Genomic DNA, 18,867 nt, shown 5'->3' with positions numbered 1-18,867 from the left:
GGCCGTGCCGCGCCCGGGTCGTTCGCGCTCCCGACGTACACCGCGGTGTGGTAATCCTTCCGTCGTCCCGTACGCCGAGGAATGCCGTGGTGCCGCCTCCATGAACCAACCCCGTCCCCTTGCCTTCCGTCGCCGCGAGGTCTCCGTGGCACCGGAACGGCTGGCGATGCTCGGCGACGCCGTGTTCGCCATCGCCATCACCCTGCTCGCCCTCGACATCAACGTCCCCGAGGGCCTGCACGACTCCGAGGTCGCCCACGCCGTACGGGAGTTGTTCCCCGCGATCGGCGCGTACCTGCTGAGCTTCGCCGTCATCGGCGTGCTCTGGCTGACCCAGCACGCCCTGTTCACGCTGATCGCCGACGTCGACCGCTGGCTGCTCTACCTGTACTTCGCCCTGCTCGCGGTCGTGGCCGCGCTGCCCTTCCCGACCAAGCTGCTCAGCCAGTACGGCGAGACGACCACGGCGACGGCCTGCTACTCGAGCGCGATCGCCCTGTCCCTCGGCCTCCTGTGCGCGATGTACCTGCGGCTGCTGACCGCGCCCGCGCTGGCCACCCCGGACGTGCAGCCCGGGCGGCTGCGGACGGCGGTCCGCAGCAACCTCCTGGTCGTCCTGGTCTTCGCCACGGCGATCCCGGTGGCGTTCTGGTCACCGAACCTCGCCAAGTACTGGTGGCTGCTCGCGATCCCGGTCCGTGCCGTGCACCGCGGGCCCGCGGAGAGCGCAGCCGGAGCGCCGGCCGAGGCGGAACCCGGGAACTGAGGACAGCGCGAGGCCCCGGCCCGCGGTCTGCGGGCCGGGGCCGTGCAGGGCCGGCTCAGGACAGCGGACGGTCTTGACGGCCGTCTCGACGAAGCGGGCCGTGGCCCTCGGGTGGCTGATCACCGGCACGGGGGAGGCGCCCGGCACCTCGATGACACGCGTTGGCGATCTTGAGGTCGCCGGCCCTGAACTGGTCGAGACGGCGCTCCCAGCCCGGCCGAGCCGGTGACGAGCCCCACCACGGCGACACCGGGCGCGAGTTCGCTCCGCGCGAGCGTGTCCACCCAGGCCAGTTCGGCGGGCCGCGGGGCGATGGCGCCGCGGCAACTGGGCGAAGGTCGGACGCCCGTCGATCGGGCTGCTCCTTCTCGTCGATATGGGCACTTGACCCACTTCGAAGGCCCGGAAGCCTACTCGGACCCCGCACAGCCCCCGCTCCGTCGCCCGAAGGGCCCAGCAGAAGTTGCATCACTCGAACGGCGGGCCTGGCGTGCAGCCGGTCGCCCGACCCGGAAGCCTAGGATCCGTCACCGGGCAAACAGGACATCTCTCGCCTTGTCCGGTAGGGGCGGGGCATCACCTCACGACCGAAGGAGACGGGATGTCGCACCGCGCCGGGAGAACCCGCTGGCGGCTCTTCGCGGTGGTCCTGGTGCCCGGCGTCGCGGCGTGCGCCACCGTCGGAATCGGCATGGCGCAGGGAGTGCTCGCCGCGTCGTTCTTCATCTCCGGCCAGAAGTTCCAGCTCACCGCCGATTCACTGACCGCCCGCGGGGTCAGCCTCTACAGCATGATCGACGTGACCAGGAAGCGTGAACTCGTACCCGTCGTGGTCACAGGCTTCCGGCATGCGAAGGTCAGCGGGCTCTGTGAGGCCATCACGGTCGACGTTCCGGTGCTGGGCACCCAGACCCTGCGCCTCACGGGCGGCGACCAGCGGCTGGCCGAGGCGTCTGACCTGTTCCTCGACGCCACGGCCGAAGCGGCCGCGGAAGCGAACTTCACCGGCCTCGACATCGGTGTCGCCCAGGGCGCCATCTCCAAAGGCCCGGTCAGGTCCGGAGACCGGGACTCCCGGTTCTTCGATCCGGACGGCGTCGGCCTCCAGTCCACCTCGGTCACCCTCACCGACGTACGGGTGAACACGCTCGCGCTGTCCGCCGGCACCTTCAACGTCCCGGGTCTGCGGGTGAGTATCCAATCGGGCAACCACACATGCCCCTGACCCGGCGGACCACGACACCACTGATCAGGACAGGACGCGTGATCACCAACCCCTTCGGCAGGCCGGGAGAACTGCTCGCCGCGGCACCGGGGTTCCGGCGCAGGTTCCGCACCTGGCGCGGCGAACGCCCCTTCTGGGCCGGCCTGTTCACCTTCACCGCCGGGCTGCCCATCCTCTACTGGCCCTTCGCGAAACTGGACCTGGGCGGCATCCCGCTCGCCCTGTCGACCACCTCGGGCGCCGGGTCCCTGGTGATCGGAACCCTGCTGCTGGTGCTGGGCGTGGCCCTCTGCTGCCGTCCCCACCTCCGGGTCTTCGCCGGGATCGCCACCCTCCTGCTCTCGGTCGTCTCCTTTCCCGTCGCGAACTTCGGCGGACTCTTCCTGGGTGTCGCCTCCGGCCTGGTCGGCGGCTCTCTGGCCTGCGCCTGGCTGCCGCCCGCGGCCGGGGAACCGCCGGCACCGCCGAGCGAGGGCGGGAACACGGTCGTTCCGGCGGCGGAGGGTCGAAGTGGCGGCTGCTGACGACCGCACCGGCCGCAGCGCGTACCCCGACGAACGCGGTCGCCCGCGCCGTACGGGTAAGACCGGCTCCGTGCTCGCCCGGGCGTCCCGGCCGCTCGCCGGCGCGGCGGCCGTGGCCTGCCTGAGCCTGTCCCTGCACCCGGGGGTGGGCGTCTCCTCGGCGGCCGCCGACGCGGCACGGCTCGGGCCGCGCCCGCTCCGCGCCGCCGAGGGCTCCTGGGTGCTGCGTGCCGACCGGCTCGTGCTGCGCGGTGCCAGGTTCCACGGGACGGCCACGGTGCACACCGCGACGGGAACCGTCCGGGCGCTGAGGTTCACCGTGCGGTCACTGGACGCCGTCGACCTGGACCTGACCGCCGGCCGGGGCCGCGCGGCGCTGCGCCTCCGGGCCAGACCGGCGACGACCTCCTCGTTCAAGGGCCAGGGTGCCAACGGCATGGTCACCCTCTACGTCCGCAAGCTGTCCGGCAGGGTGACGGGCCTCGGCGGCGGCCCGCTCCCGGCGCACCGCAGCGTCACCGTCACCCCCGACGCCGTACCCCGCTGGCTCGCGCACCCGGTCGCCCGAACCCGCACCATCACCCTCGTCTCGGCGACCGTGGCGCAGGCCGTGCAGATCGGCGGTCGACTGTCCATCAAGGGACCGCGGTGGCGAGCCGCGGCCAGGTGACCTACGCCCCCGGCAGCGGCCGGACCGTGAGGATCTGCGACGCGTGTCCGACCGGGCCGTCCACGTCGTGCAGGACCGTGCTGGTCAGACCCTGTCCGGTCGGGCCGAACGTGACCTTGGTGTCCAAGCCTGTCCAGATGCCCCGGGGCCGGCGATGGAGGTGGACGGTCAGGTCGACGTTCGGGAACATCCACTCGGTGGGGGACTCCCGGACGGCGATGCCGTTGGCGGTGTCGACCAGGGTGAGATACGAGGCGAGCGGACTGACCGGCACCCCGGCGACCAGCTCCACGGGTGTGGAGATCCAGGCCGCCGCACGGCCCGGGCGCCGCGGTTCGACCGGGCGGATCTCCACGGAGTCGATGTAGCCGCCGGGCCAGAGCTCGCCCGCCGGCCACGGGGCGAGTGAGTCCGGCGGGACCAGACGGTCGTCGGGGCCGCCGGCCACCGCGGAGGTGTCGAGTTCGGCCAGATACCAGGCGCGGGCCCGCAGCACCGAGCGCCCGGAGATCCGTACGACCGCTTCGAGAAGCTCGATGGTCCGCCCGGGACGGACGGTCTCCACCTCGATCTCGCACTCGTCCAGGGCGAGACGGCCGAGGATGTCGTAGCTGATCCGGGAGAGCAGCAGAGCGTTGCCCGGGCGGGCGGCCCGGTACTGGTCGAGAGCGTGGACGACCAGCCCCGACAGCGGACTGAAGTGCTGTTCGTCCGGGGCCCAGGCCCCGCCCGCGTGCGGCGTCGGCTTGTAGTGGTGGCCGTCGACGGCCTCGAAGTAACTGCCCGGGGACACGGTCGGGATGGACAACGGACGTCTCTCCTTAAGGGGTGAACACCCCTGACGCTATCGGCATCCGCGCCGTCGGGCCGCGTGAGAAAGTGCACAGTGCACGTAATCTGCCGGGGTTCGGGGGAGGCGTCGCGGCCGCGCGGGCCGCCTTTCGGGGACCCATGGCTCACGGAGTGCGGAAGCCGCGGAAGTACATGTCTGCGGCTCTCGAAGCCGAGCCGTTCGTAGAGCGCGATCGCGCGGGCGTTCGACTCGGCCGCGTGCAGGAAGGGGCGTTCGCCCCGGGACAGGACACGTGCGGCGAGTGCGCTCACCAGGCGGCCGGCGTGGCCCTGTCCGCGCGCCTCGGAGGCGGTGCAGACGGCGCTGATCCCGGTCCGTCCGGGCGGCCTGAGCCTCCCACAGCCTTCGGCCGGGGGTACCCCCATCTCGCTTCGCTCGCCAGGGCGCCAGGGCGCCCCTTGTACGGTGCAGGTTTCCGTGCCGCCGATGATCGTGACCAGCGTGCGCCGGGGAGTCCGCGGAGGGCCGCACCGGCGGCTCGCGTCGCCACCGCACCACCACCGTGGGGTGCCGACGCGAGCCGCTGCGGCGGGTCAGCCGGTGTGGCCCCCCTCGTGGCCCCCGTCATGGCCGCCGTGGGCCGCGCCGTGGTCGAACTTCATCGCCTCCTCGGGCATGACGACGAACGGCCGCATCATGCCCATGTCCTCGTGCTCGAGGAGGTGGCAGTGGTACATGAACCGCCCGTACGCGCCGTCGAACTTCCCCATGACGCGCAGGATCTGTCCGCCCGGCACCCGGAAGACGTCCTTGAGGCCCCGCTCGTTGGGCGCCAGCGGGAGCTGCGTCGCCGCGTCGTGGGCGATGGGCCTGGTCGTGCCGCCCACCGCCGGGTCGAAGCCCGAGACGTCGTAGGCGTCGCGGCCCAGCAGCTGGAAGTCGGCCAGATGGATGTGCATCGGGTGGACGATCGCCGCGAGGTTGAGGAAGCTCCACTGCTCGTAGGAGCCCTCCGCGATGGTGAAGCCCAGCGCGTCGTTGAACGTCCGGGAGGTGCGGCGGTACGTCTTCGTCGTGCCGTCGGCTCCGGTGAGCTGGATGACGCCCTCGGCCGGGACCTGGATGCCTCCGGGGTCGGTGACCTCGGTCATCTCCCAGATCTCCGGGTGGCCGCCGGCGCCCTTGGTGGCCGGCGGGGTGAGCACGATCAGCCGGTGGCCGTGCGGGAGGTCGTGGGTGAGCCGGCGGAAGGAGCCGGAGAGCACCTCGGGCAGCTCGAAGGTGTCGCTCTCGCCGCCGCGGCCGACCCGGAACTCCAGCACCGCCGGACAGCGCACGTCACCGGCCGGGTCGGGCACCCCCGGCGGCTGGTTGCGGCCCTTGTTGACGAGGCGGAGCGTCCTGCCGGCCAGGCCCCGGAAGTCGACGAGCAGGTCGAAGCGCTCGGCGGGGGCCACGGTCAGCGTCGGCAGCGTGGCGTCGAAGTCGACCGGGACCGGGCGGGGCAGCAGTCCGCCGTCGCTGCCGATCTGGTGGACGACGCCCGCCACGGGGCTGCCGTCCTCGTCGACGAGGACCAGGTCGTAGATCCGCGCGTTGGACGCGTTGACGAGCCGGAAGCGGTACCAGGCGTCGGCCACCTCGGCGTACGGCCAGATACGGCCGTTGACCGTCGTGTACGGGCCGGTGAACGGGATGGTGACCGGCTTGCCCGTCTCCGGGTTCCGCTGCTGGACGATCACCGTCTTGTGGAGCAGCCGCCCGTTGAGCCGGCCGTCCTCGTCGGTGTCCAGGTTCCGGTCGGCGAGCAGCAGCGGGATCTCCCGCTCCCCGCACGGGAGCCCCAGCGCGTCCTCCTCGTCGTCACGGACGAGGTAGGTGCCGTACAGGCCGGTGTGCACGTTCCACCGGGTGATGTTCATGGCGTGGTCGTGGTACCACCACTGCACCGCCTGGTGGTCGTTCGGGTACTCCGAGAGCTGGGCGTCGCCGAAGCCGACGGCGTTGTCCGCCCAGCCGTCGTTGCCCCCGCCCGTCTGCGCTCCGTGCAGGTGGGTCACCGTCCAGGCGGGCAGGGCGGCGACGTCCTTGTCGGGCTCGACGCCCGCGCGCCCGGGTTCGGTGCTGGGCGGTGCGGTGCCCGGCGCGCCGAGGGGCACCTCCACCGAAGTGACCGGATATTCACTGCCCTTGGGGATCCGGTTGGTCCAGGCGATACGCACGCGCTGCCCGCGACGCACCTCGATGGTGGGGCCCGGCACCTGCCCGTCGTACCCCCACATCAGGGTCGGCGGGAGCTGTGGGTGCAGGCGCACCCAGGTCGGGCGCACGGCGATCTCCGTCTCGCGCAGCACGTCGCCGGTGCCGGGCCGCAGCACGGGCGGCACGGGCAACGGTGCCACGTAGGGCGTGAGTTCCTCCGAAGCCGAAGCCGAAGCCGGTGCCGAAGCCGAAGCCGAAGCCGAAGCCGGTGCCGCTTCCCCCGTGCCGTCCTCGGTGATCCTGTCAATGATGTCGGTCAAGGTCCGAACACCCCCGTGTGTTCTGTGGTCTCTGCCTTCACCCCACAGGACTTCCGGGGAACGCCCGACGTTCCGTCAATGCCCCGTTACATCCGAAAGGGTGAAGAATTCGAGCCATGTCCACACGCACCTCGGCACGGTCCGGGGAGGAGGACCGTGCCGAGGTGGTAGGGGTCGTGCGGAGGTCAGGCCGTGGTGCGCTGCCTACGGCGCAGCGTCAGGTACGTGCCCGTGGCGCCGACGGCCACGAGGGCGCCCACGGCGAGGCTCACCGGGAGGGTCGGGAACGCGCCGGAGCCGGTCGTCGCGGCGGTGTTCACCATCGCCGGGCCCGGCGTGATGTGCGTGCTGACCGGGGCCACGTGGTGGATCGGGCCGACGCGCTCGACGGAGCCGTTCGCGTTCAGCAGCACCTGCTTGTTGTTGGGGTGCCGGAAGTCGAACATGTTGGTCAGCGAGCCTGCGGTGGCGTCGAAGGAGTGGTCGCCGATACGGCCGGTGCGCCAGTTGTCCTCGATGAAGCGGATGACGGACGACTGGTCGGTCTGCGTGTGGTCGACCTTGTTCACCTTGCTGTAGGGCGAGATGACCAGCAGCGGCTGCCGGGTGCCGGGGCCGCAGCGGTCGGCGTAGCCGCCGGACGCGGCGGGGCCCGCCTGGCAGGCCGCGCTGTCCGTGGCCTTGCCGTTGGAGCCGGCCGTGGTGTCCTTGGAGCCGTTGCGGGGCTTGGCGTAGGCGTGGTCGTACCAGCCGTCGGAGTCGTCGTAGGCGACGACGACCGCCGTGGACTTCCACTCCGGGGAGCTCTGGACGGCGTTGATCTCGTTGACGAGGAAGTGCTGCTCGTCGGTCGGGTCGGAGTACCCGGCGTGGCCGTCCTGGTACTCACCGGCCTTGAGGAAGCTGACGGCCGGGAGCTTGCCCGCCTTGGCGGCCGCGGTGAAGTCGGTCAGGTCGTAGTTGTGGTTCGCCTGGCCGTTGTGACCGATCTCGTTGACGTTCTTCGGCGCCACGTGGTGCGGGTTGGACGTCGACCTGTAGTACGAGAACGGGTTGTGGTGCGGGCTGTAGTCGACCACGGACGCGCCGCCGACGTTGGTGTGCGTGGTGTCGCACTTGGCGTGGTCGGCCGAGTTGCCGTCCCAGCCGGTCGAAGGACGGAACCCGCCCTGGAACCAACCCCAGCTCACATGCTTGGAGTTGAGCAGGTCACCGATGTTCTTGCCCTGCAGCGAGGCCAGCGCGCTGGTGCTGGTGTGGTCCTTGTCGGAGCAGTCGTCGAAGGCCGGGTCGGGGTCGTTGATGACCGTGCCCACGCCCTTGGCGTTCGGGGAGGCGATGGCGTACGAGTCGGGCGTCGAGGTCTGCTTGCCGGTGACCGGGTCGACCGAGATCGCGCCGTGCGTCTGACCCGAGATCAGGTTGAGCGCGCCGGGAGTGGACGGGCCGTAGACCGAGCTGTAGGAGCGGTCGTTGAGGGCGTACTGCTGGGCGTAGTTCCACAGCCCGGTGACGGTGTTGCCGTCGTAGTAGTCCATGACCAGGCCCGGCTCGCCGAACAGGCCGCCGCTGCACTTGTCGACCTCGGTGTTCTGCACGAACTGGTCGGCCTTGCCGCCGTCGTACGCCAGTTGCTCGGGCCCGTAGGAGTGGTTCTGGTCGCAGGTCATGGCCTGCGACGGGGAGAGCCGCTTGGGCGCGTACTGGTTCGGGTTCTTCGTCAGCAGCCCGGCGTGCGCGACGGTGTCGATGTCCTTCGGGGTCTTGCTGGACGCCGTGAACTTCGTGCCGTCGGTGTTCGCGGCCTTCGGGTAGGTCGCGAAGTAGTGGTCGAAGGAGATGTTCTCGTCGAACAGCACGACCACGTGCTTGATCGGGGTCGCGGTCGACGACCCTCCGCCGTGCCCGGCGGGGACGGCCGCCCAGCTGGGCGCGGTGCCGCCGAGGACCGTGAGCGCGGCGGCACCCGCGAGCGCCCCCAGACTCCTGATCGCCGTTCGTCTTCCTGTGCTGGCCATGCGGACTCACCCTCCGGGCATGAACGTCGTTGCGTCGTACAGGCAGGGATGCTTCGCCCGCTTCCGGGCGCTGCGGCGGAGCCATGATGGCGGGTGAATGAATAGCGGGTCAGGGATGCTGGGGCAAATCTTGACCTTGTATTGACCGACTGGGGCGAGGAGTTGTCCGAACAAGCTCAGGTCGCGGACAGGTTCAGGCGAGGAGCGCGCGCCCGTACCAGTCGTCGGTGTCCCGCACGCCGGGCAGTGCGAAGAAGTACCCGCCGCCGAACGGCGAGATGTAGTCGACCAGCGGTTCGCCGGCCAGCCGCTTCTGCACGGTCTCGAACTGCCGGGCCAGGTCCTGCTGGTAGCAGCAGAACAGCAGACCCATGTCGAGGTTGCCGTTGCTGTCCATGCCCCGGTCGTAGTTGTAGGCGCGGCGCAGGATCCGCTGCCCGGCGGTGGCCGTGGTGCGCGGGTTGGCCAGCCGGATGTGCGCGTCCAGCGGGATGACGTCGCCCTTGGGATCGGCGGCGTAGTCGGGCGTGTCGTGCTCGCCGTCGCCGTCCAGGGGTGCCCCGGACTGGCGGGAGCGGCCGAACATCCGCTCCTGCTCGCCGAGCGAGACCCGGTCCCAGAACTCCACGAGCATGCGGATGAGCCGCACCACCTGGTAGCTGCCGCCGACCGCCCACTCCGGCTCGCCGGAGTCCGCGCCGACCCACACCAGCCGGTCCATCTCACGGGCGCTGCCGGTCTCCGGGTTGGCGGTGCCGTCCTTGAAGCCCAGCAGGTTGCGTGGAGTGCCGGACGGCCGGGGCGGGCTGGTGAACCCGTCCAGCCGCCAGCGGACCTGCAGGCCGCCCCGGGTGTGCCGGGCGATGTCGCGCAGGGCGTGCAGCACGGTGTCGGTGTCGTCCGCGTGCAACTGCAAACTGAGGTCGCCGTGGCACCACTCGGGCTTGAGGTCGTCGTCGGGAAAGGCCGGCATCGTGGTCAGCCGACGGGGCCGCAGTTCCCCGAGCCCGTACCGGTCGTCGAAGAGTGAGGCGCCGACGCCGACGGTCACCGCCAGCGCACCCGACGGCAGTTCCTCGCCGAGGACGCCGGAGTCGGCGGGCGGCGCGGTGACGCCCACCGGGTCGGGGGTGCCGCCGGAGGTCAGGAAGCGGGCCCGGTCGGTGAGCGTGCGCAGCAGGTCGGTCAGCTCGGCGCGGCTGCCGGCGGTGACGTCGAGCGAGGTGAAGACGGTCGTCCGGCGCGGCGCCGCGATCGCGGACTGCTGACGGGGACCGTGGAAGGGCGCGACGGCGGGCGTCGCCGCGGTGGAGTCCGCGACCGGGGCGGCCGCGCCGCCGGCGGCCAGCCCCGCGCCCGCGAGCGCCGCGCTCCGCAGGAAGCCACGGCGGCCGACGCCGCCCCTGCCGGTCGTCTCGTCGGTGCTCACACCGTCCTCCGCGGATCGCACAGGGTCGCCACCGACGCCAGCCGTTCCACCAGGTCCCCGAGCGCCGCGTCGACGTTCTCGCGCTGCCGGTGGCTCAGCTGCCCCAGGGGTGTCCAGGTGCGACCGTGTGCGAAGCCGTCGAGCGTCTTCCCGACCCGGTCCAGTTCGCCCTCCAGAGCGGACAGACCCGCGTACCGGGTGGCCAGCAGCGGGTGCAGCCGGGACATGACCTGCACCGTGCCGTCCAGGTTGGCGCGGGCGGTGGCCAGGTTGCTGCCGCTGCCGTAGTCGGTACGGCCGGTCAGTTCGAACTGCACCGTGTTCTCCAGGATCTCGTGCGCCCGCAGTCCCAGCTGGGCGGGGTCCATCCGGGTCCCCGCCCAGGCGTCGCGCAGTGCGGTGACCGCCTTGACCAGGCCGGCCGCCGGGCCGCGCAGGCCGCTCGCGGACTCGCCGTGCCACAGGCCGTACTCGACGCGGTGGAAGCCCGTGAAGTCCTTGTCGTGCACCCCGCCGGGCAGGCCCGCCTCGGTGCCGTTGATCGCGCCGTCCGCGTCCCCGAAGGCGTCGTACGCCGCGCCCAGCCGTTCGTACTCCAGGTGTGCCGGCAGCCAGTCGGTACGGGCGGCGGCCAGGTCGCCGCCGTCGATCGCGTCCCGCAGCGTCGTCGTCAGCCGTACGACGTCGGACAGGCCGCCGCCGATCCACTTCTGGTAGGCGAGTGCCGGCGGGATCAGGTCGTGCTCGGTGACCGGGGCCGCGGCCGGGCCGCTCTTCCCCCTGGCGATGCGGACCGTGGGCCCGGTGACGGCGTCGGCGTCGTCGGGGACGCACTTGAACGCGTAGCTGCCCTTGCCGAGGCGGACGGTGAGTTCCCGGGTGGTGCCGGGGCCGATGTCCTCCACCTCTCCGTAGACGGCCTGGCTCTCCGGGTCCTCAAGGAAGACCTCGGCGGGGCCGTCGGTCGGGTTGCGCAGGTCGAAGACCTGGACACCGGGGACCGGCGCCCGCCAGCCCCGGCCGCAGCGGCTGGCGGACACCTCCACCGTGGTGTGCGGCAGGGCGGTCGGGTCGGCGTGCGCGGGGCGTGAGTCGTGCGTGAGGGCGAGGACTCCGGCCACCAGGCACACGACGGCGACCGCGACGACCGCCCAGGGACGCAACGACCTCCAGCCGAGGCCGGACAACACCATCCCGAGCTCCCGGGTTCGTACCGTTCGTGATCGCCCCATGCTAGGCAGGCCCGCGCACTCGAACGGCCGTCCAGGGAAACCCATGACCAAGAGTTCCCTGCCGGTTCACCGGACGTCGCGAAGAGCCCCCCGGTCGGTGCCGGTCTGGACCGTCCTGAAGAAGGCGCGGGCGCCGGCGCGCTGAACCGACCGCCGCGGCCGCGCCGGAAGCGGACGGACATCACGGCTCTTCCCACACCGGGCCTCAGCCCGTCCGTTCCACCGCCCGCAACGGGCATCCGGCGCCGACCCGCGCTTCGAGTTCGCTCCGCAGGGCCGCGAGTTCGGCCATGCGCGCGTCGACGACCCGGATCTTCTCCTGGAACAGCGCGGACAGCGCCTCGGCCGAGTCCGGCGCGTCGCCCAGCTCCTCGAAGTGCCGGCCGATCTCGGCCAGCGAGAAGCCGAGGGTCTGCGCGGTACGGACGTAGTGAAGCCAGGGCACCGTCTCCGGCGGGAAGTCACGGTAGCCGTTGGACAGCCGACGACCCGTGACGAGGCCGATCTTCTCGTAGAAGCGAATGGTGTCCTTGCTCAGTCCGGCCCGCGCGGCCAGCTCTCCGATACGCATGACCCTCCGCCGGACCGCCGCACTGGGACTTGACGTTGGACAGTACTCCACTGTTTAGCGTGAGGCGTCGCTGCCACGAGATGAGCAGGAGCCTCGTCGTGATCCGTCTTGCCGCCCCCACCCACCCCGCCTATCCGCGTGTCGTCCGCGCGAGCGCCTGGTACGACCTCGTCGTCACCGCGGGATTCGCGACCCCGTGGACCTATGCGCTCGTGCACGACGCGCTGTCGTCGCTGGGGGACGCCCTCGGTCTCGGCATGCTGCCCGCCCTCGACCCGATGCAGACCCTGTACGCGAACCTGATGGGCTCGGTCGTGGTGGTGTGGGCGCTGCTGCGGATCGTCGAACCGCAGCCGGCCCACGGCCTGTTCGACGGCGTGGCGCGCGTCCTCTTCGCCCTGTGGCAGGCGTACGCGCTGGGCCACGGCGCCACGCGGCTGCTCTGGCTCTTCCTCGTGGTGGAGGTGGCGCTCGGTGCCGCCCAGCTGTGGCCGTGGCGGTGGACGCGGCGGACCGGCCCGCCACCGCACGTTCCCACGTCACCGTGTTCCCGGCGGGCGGCACCGCCCGCCGGGAACACACCGGTCTAGCGGGTGAGTTCGGACGGCTCGTCGAGTCGCGTCAGCTTGCGCGGGTTGGCCACCGCGTGGATGCGGATGACGCGGCCGTTCTCCACCTCGACGCTCACCGTCGCCAGCCGGCCGCCGAGCTCGATCCGGCCGGCGGGCGCGCCGTTGAGCCATACCGGCGACACCGTCCGGTCCGGCTGGGCGAGCAGCGCGGAGACGAGTTCGGCGCCGTGCAGCGGGGTGAGCGCGGCACCGGCCTGTCCACCACCGTCGGTGATCAGGACCACGTCGGGTGCCATGACCTCCATCAACTCCCGCACCCGCCCGGTACGCAGCGCGGCCAGGAACCGCTCCACGACGGCGCGCTGTTCCGACCGGCTCACCCGGACCCGGGGCCGCCGGGCCGCCACATGCTCGCGGGACCGCCGGGCGATCTGCCGTACCGCGGCGGCCGACTTGCCCACCGCTTCGGCGATCTCCCCGTACGGCACGTCGAAGACCTCGCGGAGCACGAACACCGCCCGCTCGGTCGGTGCGAGTGTCTCCAGCACGGTGAGCATCGCGATCGAGACGCTGTCCGCGAGTTCGACGTCCTCGGCGACATCGGGGCCGGTCAGCAGCGGTTCCGGCAGCCATTCACCGACGTATTCCTCACGACTGCGGGACAGCGTCCGCAGCCGGTTGAGCGCCTGGCGGGTGACGATCCGGACGAGGTAGGCCCGTGGGTCCCGCACCCGGGACCTGTCGACGTCGGCCCATCGCAGCCAGGACTCCTGGAGAACGTCCTCCGCGTCGGCCGCCGACCCGAGCATCTCGTAGGCGACCGTGAACAGCAGACGGCGATGGTCGACGAACAGGTCCTCGGCGGACAGGTCGGCCGTCATGCCGTCGCGGCCGGCTTGGCCAGGGGGATCGCGCAGGCGTCGGAGAAGCCCTGCGAGCCGACCCCGTTCGCCACGTTCGCCCTGGTCGCCAGGTTGACATAGGCGATGAACGCGGTGAGCTCGACCATCGCCGGCGCGCCGAGCCGGTCCAGCAGAGCGGCGTGCATCTCGTCGGTCACGGTCGGCGGGGTGTTCGTCACGGCCTCGGCGTACTCCATCACGTCCCGCTCCAGCGGCGTGAAGACGTCAGACTCCCGCCAGCGTGGCACCTGGCTGGCCTTGGACAGGTCCAGGTTCCCGTTCTGCGCCTGGAAGTAGCCGACGTCCAGGCACCAGGTGCAGCCCACCTGGGCCGCCACCGCCATGTGCGCGAACGACTTGAGGCTCGTGTCGGCCCGGTCCCAGGCGCCGACCCTGCCGCCGAACTCCAGGTTGTCCTGGGCGACCTCGGGACTGTGCCACAGCACCTCGACGTTCTCGGGCACGGCACCGAGCTGTTCGACCATGTTCGCCTTGAGCCCGGCGGGGAGTTCGGCCTTCGGAATGCGCGGCGTCACGGTGTTCTCCTCGTCTGTTGCCGGTATGCGTTGCCTGTTCGGCATGAAGACACCGCCCGGAGCGCGGATGTGACAGGGGCCGGCCGGTGTCGTCGGCGGCCGGCTCGCCACTGCCGCCTGCTCCCCAGTCGGCGCCCGCAGTGCCCTCGACCGTGGCCTGGCCCACCTCGCCGACCGCGCGCTCCGGCTGCACGGTGGCTACGGCTACCCCTGCGCGTACGGTATCCAGAAGATCGTCCGTGACCTGCGGGTCCAGCAGATCCTGGAAGGAACCAACGAGATCATGCGCGTCATCGTGGCCCGCGGCCGCACGGAGGCCCTCGGATGAGCGACGTCCTGCTCCACACCGCCGGCCGGGCGGCCCACCTCACCCTCAACCGGCCCAAGGCACTCAACGCCTTGTCCCACGCCATGGTCCGGTCCATCGCCGAGGCCCTCACCGCCTGGGAGCACGACCCGGCCGTCGAGACCGTCGTCATCACCGGCGCGGGGGAGCGCGGCCTGTGCGCGGGCGGAGACATCCGCAGCATCTACGAGGACGTCCGCGCCGGGGGCGGCACCGTGTCGGCGGAGTTCTGGCGCGACGAGTACCGCCTCAACGCCCGGATCGCCCGCTACCCCAAGCCCTATGTCGCGATCATGGACGGCATCGTCATGGGCGGCGGCGTCGGCGTCTCCGCGCACGGCAGCGTCCGGATCGCCACCGAGCGGTCGCGGATCGCGATGCCGGAGACCGGTATCGGCTTCGTCCCCGACGTCGGCGGCACCTACCTGCTCGCCCTCGCCCCCGGCGAACTCGGCACCCACCTCGCGCTGACAGGCGCTCAGATCGGCGCGGCGGACGCCCTGCTGTGCGGACTCGCCGACCACTGTGTCCCCTCGGACAGGATCGAGCGGCTGATCGCCGACCTCGCCGACCGACCCGTCCACGACGCGCTCGACGGGCACGTGCGACCGGCGCCGGAAGGCGAACTGGCCCGCCACCGCGAGTGGATCGACGCCTGCTACGCCGCCGACACGGTCGAGGAGATCGTCCGGCGGCTGCTCGCCCACGGCGACCCGGCGGCGAAGGAGGCGGCGGAGACCCTGCTCACCAAGTCGCCGACCTCCCTGAAGGTCACCCTGGCGGCGATGCGCCGGGCCCGGCGGCTCGGTCCGCTGGAGCGGGTCCTCGACCAGGAGTACCGCGTCTCCTGCGCCGCCCTGGCCGCCCCCGACCTGGTGGAGGGCATCCGTGCCCAGGTCATCGACAAGGACCGCGACCCGCGCTGGTCCCCGGCCACTCTCGCCGAGGTCACCGACGCCGACGTCGACCGGTTCTTCGCTCCGCTCGGCGAACGCGAACTGGGCCTCGCCGGACCCGACACCACCACGGAGGCGGCCTGGTGAGCCGTACCGTCGCCGCCGGGCAGGAGACGATCCTCGTCGAACGCCGGCGCCGGGAAGATGCAGCCGCAGGGCTACCTGGACCGGCGAACGACCGGCGGGTTCCGTCACCGCTGACCCGGCACCCCCAGAACAGGCCACCGGACGCGAGATGAAGATCACGCCTGATGGTGCGGTCTTGGCCGTGCTCCTGACACGCGGTACGGTCTGTCCGATATCGACGACGACAGAACGGAAGCCGGTGGAAGTCCGGCACGGTCGCGCCACTGTAAGCGAGAGCCCCCTGGGAGCTCGTGAGTCAGACCCGTAGCAGTCGTCCAGTGCACCACCGAGATGGGACGCGAACTCCCAGAGGAGGTTCTGCCATGGCGCAGACCGTCGCGCAGCCGACAGCCACCACCCCCGTCGTTCCCGCCAAGCTGCCGCTGAGCGCGATAGCTCCCTGGGCGGTCTTCTTCGGCATCCTCATGCTCATCCTGCTCTACTTCGTCGGCGCCGAGCAGGGGGCCACCTCCGTGTTCAGCGGCACGGACGTCCACGAGTGGGTGCACGACGCCCGCCACCTCCTCGGCTTCCCCTGCCACTGACGCAAGGGACGCCACACGCTCATGAACTCCGCAACGGTAAGAAACCTCCTGGTGCGGGGCATGCTCGCCGGCCTCGCCGCCGGTGTGCTCGCCCTGGTCGCCGCCTACCTCCTCGGTGAGCCGAACGTCGACAAGGCGATCAGCTTCGAGGACGCCCACTCGCACGAGCACGAGATGGAGGTCGTCTCCCGTTCTCTCCAGTCCACCGCGGGCCTGGCCACCGGTGTGCTGGTCTACGGGGTCGCCTTCGGCGGCATCGCGGCACTCGCCTACTCCTTCGCCCTGGGCCGCGTCGGCCGCTTCTCGCCGCGGGCGACGGCGCTGCTGCTGTCCGTCTGTGCGCTGCTCGCCGTGTACGTCGTGCCCTTCCTGAAGTACCCGGCCAACCCGCCGTCGGTGGGCGACCCGGACACCATCGGCAAGCGGACCACGCTGTACTTCCTGATGATGGTGCTCAGCGTGCTCCTGGCGGTCGCCGCCACCATCCTGGGCAAGCGGCTCCGGCCGAGCCTCGGCACCTGGTGGGCGACCGTGGTCGCGGCGGCCGCGTTCGCGGTCGTCATCGGACTGGCGTACCAGTTCCTGCCGACCATCAACGAGGTGCCGACGGACTTCCCGGCCACCCTGCTGTGGCGGTTCCGGCTCTCGGCGCTGGCCATCCAGCTGGTGCTGTGGGGCGGGTTCGGCCTGCTCTTCGGCGAGTTGGCGGAACGGCAGCTCAACCCCAAGCCGGCGACGGTTCCGGCCGGGCGGACGGTTCCCGCCGCACACTGAACGATTCACGGCACGTGAGGGCCCTCCGGAACCATCCGGGGGCCCTCTCGCGTTCTCCGCCCGAACTCCTTCATTCCCGGGACCAGTTCATCGATTCGGTCTGTGCGGTACCGCGACCTGCCGATCGGCGTGGCCTGTGAAGGCGAGGAGGGGTGAAGCGCCGCGCGATCAGTGCTTGTGGGTCTCGGATCGCTCCGCCCGGGTGGTCGTCAGATAGGCACGCACCAGTGCCTGCCCCGTCCGGCAGCGCACGGGGCGGCAGTCGGGGCAGCGCCTCACATGGTTCAGATAGGTGTCGTAGCGATCCTGGGCGGCGGGCGCGAGGGAGTTCTCCACGGGTGCGGCCTCTCGTGAGTGCCCCGGGGGCGCGGGAGTTGACTGATTTTCAGTATGTCCCCCCGGAGGCCTTCCGGAACGTCCGCCGCGCCCGTCGGGGAGCCGTTCGGCCGACCGCCCGTCGCCTGCCGTACGAGCGCCGTATCCTGGGCCCGCGCCGAACGTGGGGCCACCGTCCTCGACCGGCTGCTCGGCATCTTCGAGCAGCGCGCCCCGGGTGCGCCGCGGCTGCGGTGAACCAGCCGTGAACCCGCCGTGTCTTCGGTGCCGGTGCCGGTGCCGGTGCCGCACTCGCGTCCGCCGCCGCTGACAAGGAAAGATGGGCGTCCAGCGATCGATCAACGACTGCGGAGGAAGTGGACTCATGCCGCATGAGCGAGCGGGCCGGCCGGCGGCTCCGGAGGACCTCGTCGACGTGGCCCGGCTGGTCACGGCGTACTACGCACTGCACCCCGACCCGGCCGACCCGGCCCAGCGGGTGGCGTTCGGCACTTCGGGGCACCGCGGATCGTCGCTGACGACCGCGTTCAACGAGGACCACATCGCGGCCACCAGCCAGGCCATCTGCGAGTACCGGAGCGGTCAGGGCACCGACGGTCCCCTCTTCCTGGGCGCCGACACCCACGCCCTGTCCGAGCCCGCCAAGGTCACCGCCCTGGAGGTGTTCGCCGCCAACGGCGTCACCGTCCTGATCGACAGCGCCGACGGCTACACGCCGACCCCCGCCGTCTCGCACGCCATCCTGACCCACAACCGCGGCCGTACGACCGGACTGGCGGACGGTGTCGTGGTCACCCCCTCGCACAACCCGCCCGCCGACGGCGGCTTCAAGTACAACCCGCCCAGCGGCGGCCCCGCCGCCTCCGACGCCACTTCCTGGATCCAGGACCGCGCCAACCGGATCATCGCCGACGGGATGAAGGACGTACAGCGCCTCCCCTACGAGCGCGCGCTCGCCGCGCCCACCACCGGTCGGTACGACTTCATGGGCGTGTACGTCGACGACCTGCCCAGCGTCCTCGACCTGGACGCGGTCCGGGCGTCCGGGCTGCGCATCGGCGCCGACCCGCTCGGCGGGGCCTCCGTCGCCTACTGGGGCCGGATCGCCGAACGGCACAGCCTCGACCTCACCGTGGTCAACCCGTACACCGACCCCACCTGGCGGTTCATGACGCTGGACTGGGACGGCAAGATCCGCATGGACTGCTCCTCGCCGTACGCGATGGCCTCGCTGATCGAGAAGCGGGACGAGTTCCGGGTCGCCACCGGCAACGACGCGGACGCCGACCGGCACGGCATCGTCACCCGTGACGCCGGCCTGATGAACCCCAACCACTACCTGGCCGTCGCCATCTCCTACCTCTACCGGCACCGGGAGCAGTGGGCGGCGGGCGCCGGTGTCGGCAAGACCCTCGTCTCCTCCTCGATGATCGACCGGGTCGCCGCCGACCTCGGCCGGCAACTGGTCGAGGTTCCCGTCGGGTTCAAGTGGTTCGTGGACGGACTGGTCAGCGGCGCCATCGGGTTCGGCGGCGAGGAGTCGGCCGGCGCCTCCTTCCTGCGCCGGGACGGCTCGGTGTGGACCACCGACAAGGACGGCATCCTGCTCGCCCTGCTCGCCTCCGAGATCACGGCCGTGACGGACAAGACCCCGTCCGAGCACTACGCCGATCTGACCGCGCGCTTCGGCGAGCCCGCCTACGCCCGCATCGACGCCCCGGCGACCCGTGAGGAGAAGGCCCTCCTCGCCAAGCTCTCCCCGGCCCAGGTCACCGCCGAGACCCTGGCCGGCGAACCGGTCACCGGGGTGCTCACCGAGGCGCCGGGCAACGGCGCGGCGATCGGCGGCATCAAGGTGACCACGGAGAACGCCTGGTTCGCGGCCCGCCCGTCCGGCACGGAGGACGTGTACAAGATCTACGCCGAGTCCTTCCAGGGCCCCGACCACCTGTCCCGGGTACAGGAGGAGGCCCAGGCGGTCGTGACGGCCGCGCTCGGCGGCTGACGCCCGGGGCGGAGGCGAT

General features: G+C 71.5%; 18 protein-coding genes, 2 pseudogenes and 1 riboswitch. Of the genes and pseudogenes, 10 read left to right on the top strand and 10 right to left on the bottom strand.

Annotated features, from left to right (window positions below):
• Positions 1–100: 100 nt before the first annotated feature.
• The 4 genes from ABZ642_RS07170 to ABZ642_RS07155 all read left to right on the top strand — a co-directional run bounded on the left by ABZ642_RS07170 (position 101) and on the right by ABZ642_RS07155 (position 3,185).
• Positions 101–766, top strand: coding sequence for a TMEM175 family protein (locus ABZ642_RS07170; protein WP_360478440.1), 666 nt, complete (start codon positions 101–103; stop codon positions 764–766).
• Positions 767–1,367: 601 nt separating this feature from the next.
• Positions 1,368–1,991: a DUF6230 family protein gene (locus tag ABZ642_RS07165; protein WP_360478437.1), complete on the top strand. Its 624-nt coding sequence runs from the start codon at positions 1,368–1,370 to the stop codon at positions 1,989–1,991.
• A 38-nt stretch (positions 1,992–2,029) separates the two neighbouring features.
• Complete coding sequence (locus tag ABZ642_RS07160; RefSeq protein ID WP_360478434.1) at positions 2,030–2,515, top strand: DUF6114 domain-containing protein; 486 nt, start codon at positions 2,030–2,032, stop codon at positions 2,513–2,515.
• A complete protein-coding gene (locus tag ABZ642_RS07155; protein WP_360478431.1) occupies positions 2,502–3,185 on the top strand; it encodes a hypothetical protein in 684 nt (227 codons plus the stop codon). The genes ABZ642_RS07160 and ABZ642_RS07155 overlap by 14 nt, the downstream gene beginning before the upstream one ends.
• Position 3,186: 1 nt before the next feature.
• Here the strand turns inward: ABZ642_RS07155 and ABZ642_RS07150 are convergent, their stop codons facing one another.
• From ABZ642_RS07150 to ABZ642_RS07120, 7 genes and pseudogenes are all read right to left on the bottom strand, one after another.
• The gene (locus ABZ642_RS07150) at positions 3,187–3,993 is read right to left on the bottom strand and encodes a thioesterase family protein (RefSeq protein ID WP_360478428.1); all 807 of its coding nucleotides are present in this window, start codon (positions 3,991–3,993) and stop codon (positions 3,187–3,189) included.
• Positions 3,994–4,141: 148 nt separating this feature from the next.
• Positions 4,142–4,373: pseudogene (locus ABZ642_RS07145) on the bottom strand (GNAT family N-acetyltransferase); the annotation flags it as partial.
• A gap of 198 nt (positions 4,374–4,571) precedes the next feature.
• On the bottom strand, positions 4,572–6,500 hold the full coding sequence (phsA, locus tag ABZ642_RS07140; RefSeq protein ID WP_360478425.1) for an O-aminophenol oxidase PhsA: 1,929 nt from the start codon (positions 6,498–6,500) through the stop codon (positions 4,572–4,574).
• A gap of 185 nt (positions 6,501–6,685) precedes the next feature.
• Positions 6,686–8,518, bottom strand: a complete 1,833-nt coding sequence (locus tag ABZ642_RS07135) for an alkaline phosphatase family protein (RefSeq protein WP_360478422.1) — start codon at positions 8,516–8,518, stop codon at positions 6,686–6,688.
• A 193-nt stretch (positions 8,519–8,711) separates the two neighbouring features.
• On the bottom strand, positions 8,712–9,947 hold the full coding sequence (gene efeB / locus ABZ642_RS07130; protein WP_360478419.1) for an iron uptake transporter deferrochelatase/peroxidase subunit: 1,236 nt from the start codon (positions 9,945–9,947) through the stop codon (positions 8,712–8,714).
• Positions 9,944–11,140 (bottom strand): EfeM/EfeO family lipoprotein, encoded by a 1,197-nt coding sequence (locus ABZ642_RS07125; RefSeq protein ID WP_360478416.1) that lies wholly within the window; start codon positions 11,138–11,140, stop codon positions 9,944–9,946. The genes efeB and ABZ642_RS07125 overlap by 4 nt, the downstream gene beginning before the upstream one ends.
• 244 nt (positions 11,141–11,384) lie before the next feature.
• Positions 11,385–11,750 carry a MerR family transcriptional regulator gene (locus ABZ642_RS07120; protein WP_360478413.1) on the bottom strand — a complete coding sequence of 122 codons (366 nt, stop codon included), beginning with the start codon at positions 11,748–11,750 and terminating at the stop codon, positions 11,385–11,387.
• Positions 11,751–11,848: 98 nt separating this feature from the next.
• Here ABZ642_RS07120 and ABZ642_RS07115 point away from each other — a divergent pair, with 98 nt between their 5' ends.
• Positions 11,849–12,340 (top strand): hypothetical protein, encoded by a 492-nt coding sequence (locus ABZ642_RS07115; RefSeq protein ID WP_360478410.1) that lies wholly within the window; start codon positions 11,849–11,851, stop codon positions 12,338–12,340.
• Here ABZ642_RS07115 and sigJ read toward each other — a convergent pair.
• Positions 12,337–13,203, bottom strand: coding sequence for an RNA polymerase sigma factor SigJ (gene sigJ / locus ABZ642_RS07110; protein ID WP_360478407.1), 867 nt, complete (start codon positions 13,201–13,203; stop codon positions 12,337–12,339). The two genes, ABZ642_RS07115 and sigJ, sit on opposite strands and share 4 nt — an antisense overlap.
• Positions 13,200–13,760 (bottom strand): carboxymuconolactone decarboxylase family protein, encoded by a 561-nt coding sequence (locus ABZ642_RS07105; protein ID WP_360478404.1) that lies wholly within the window; start codon positions 13,758–13,760, stop codon positions 13,200–13,202. Before ABZ642_RS07105 ends, sigJ begins: the two co-directional genes overlap by 4 nt.
• Positions 13,761–13,845: 85 nt before the next feature.
• On the opposite strand from ABZ642_RS07105, the pseudogene ABZ642_RS07100 reads away from it, so the two are divergent.
• The 4 genes and pseudogenes from ABZ642_RS07100 to ABZ642_RS07085 all read left to right on the top strand — a co-directional run.
• Positions 13,846–14,088 (top strand): annotated as a pseudogene (locus ABZ642_RS07100) (acyl-CoA dehydrogenase family protein); the annotation flags it as partial.
• Positions 14,085–15,149 (top strand): enoyl-CoA hydratase/isomerase family protein, encoded by a 1,065-nt coding sequence (locus ABZ642_RS07095; RefSeq protein ID WP_360478401.1) that lies wholly within the window; start codon positions 14,085–14,087, stop codon positions 15,147–15,149. The pseudogene ABZ642_RS07100 and the gene ABZ642_RS07095, both read left to right, overlap by 4 nt.
• A 183-nt stretch (positions 15,150–15,332) precedes the next feature.
• A riboswitch (cobalamin riboswitch) is annotated at positions 15,333–15,470 on the top strand.
• Between the two features lie 41 nt (positions 15,471–15,511).
• Complete coding sequence (locus ABZ642_RS07090; RefSeq protein ID WP_351323751.1) at positions 15,512–15,733, top strand: CbtB-domain containing protein; 222 nt, start codon at positions 15,512–15,514, stop codon at positions 15,731–15,733.
• A gap of 21 nt (positions 15,734–15,754) precedes the next feature.
• A complete protein-coding gene (locus ABZ642_RS07085) occupies positions 15,755–16,507 on the top strand; it encodes a CbtA family protein (RefSeq protein ID WP_360478397.1) in 753 nt (250 codons plus the stop codon).
• Between the two features lie 168 nt (positions 16,508–16,675).
• Here the strand turns inward: ABZ642_RS07085 and ABZ642_RS07080 are convergent, their stop codons facing one another.
• Complete coding sequence (locus ABZ642_RS07080; RefSeq protein WP_360478394.1) at positions 16,676–16,843, bottom strand: hypothetical protein; 168 nt, start codon at positions 16,841–16,843, stop codon at positions 16,676–16,678.
• Between the two features lie 364 nt (positions 16,844–17,207).
• Here ABZ642_RS07080 and pgm point away from each other — a divergent pair, with 364 nt between their 5' ends.
• The gene (pgm, locus tag ABZ642_RS07075) at positions 17,208–18,848 is read left to right on the top strand and encodes a phosphoglucomutase (alpha-D-glucose-1,6-bisphosphate-dependent) (RefSeq protein WP_360478391.1); all 1,641 of its coding nucleotides are present in this window, start codon (positions 17,208–17,210) and stop codon (positions 18,846–18,848) included.
• The last annotated feature ends 19 nt before the right edge of the window (positions 18,849–18,867 follow it).

It is taken from the genome of Streptomyces sp. NPDC007157, from assembly GCF_040634235.1.
In the GTDB taxonomy this organism is placed as follows: Bacteria; Actinomycetota; Actinomycetes; order Streptomycetales; family Streptomycetaceae; genus Streptomyces.
The sequence above is the reverse complement of the archived record's forward strand: the minus strand, read 5'-3'. Positions and strand labels throughout refer to the sequence as shown.

Excerpts from the sequence above, each read along its gene's own strand:
- ABZ642_RS07170 (WP_360478440.1), top strand. The coding sequence starts at position 101 with ATGAACCAACCCCGTCCCCTTGCCTTCCGTCGCCGCGAGGTCTCCGTG.
- ABZ642_RS07165 (WP_360478437.1), top strand. The coding sequence starts at position 1,368 with ATGTCGCACCGCGCCGGGAGAACCCGCTGGCGGCTCTTCGCGGTGGTC.
- ABZ642_RS07135 (WP_360478422.1), bottom strand. The coding sequence starts at position 8,518 with ATGGCCAGCACAGGAAGACGAACGGCGATCAGGAGTCTGGGGGCGCTC.
- ABZ642_RS07125 (WP_360478416.1), bottom strand. The coding sequence starts at position 11,140 with ATGGTGTTGTCCGGCCTCGGCTGGAGGTCGTTGCGTCCCTGGGCGGTC.
- ABZ642_RS07120 (WP_360478413.1), bottom strand. The coding sequence starts at position 11,750 with ATGCGTATCGGAGAGCTGGCCGCGCGGGCCGGACTGAGCAAGGACACC.
- sigJ (WP_360478407.1), bottom strand. The coding sequence starts at position 13,203 with ATGACGGCCGACCTGTCCGCCGAGGACCTGTTCGTCGACCATCGCCGT.
- ABZ642_RS07095 (WP_360478401.1), top strand. The coding sequence starts at position 14,085 with ATGAGCGACGTCCTGCTCCACACCGCCGGCCGGGCGGCCCACCTCACC.
- ABZ642_RS07090 (WP_351323751.1), top strand. The coding sequence starts at position 15,512 with ATGGCGCAGACCGTCGCGCAGCCGACAGCCACCACCCCCGTCGTTCCC.
- ABZ642_RS07085 (WP_360478397.1), top strand. The coding sequence starts at position 15,755 with ATGAACTCCGCAACGGTAAGAAACCTCCTGGTGCGGGGCATGCTCGCC.
- pgm (WP_360478391.1), top strand. The coding sequence starts at position 17,208 with ATGCCGCATGAGCGAGCGGGCCGGCCGGCGGCTCCGGAGGACCTCGTC.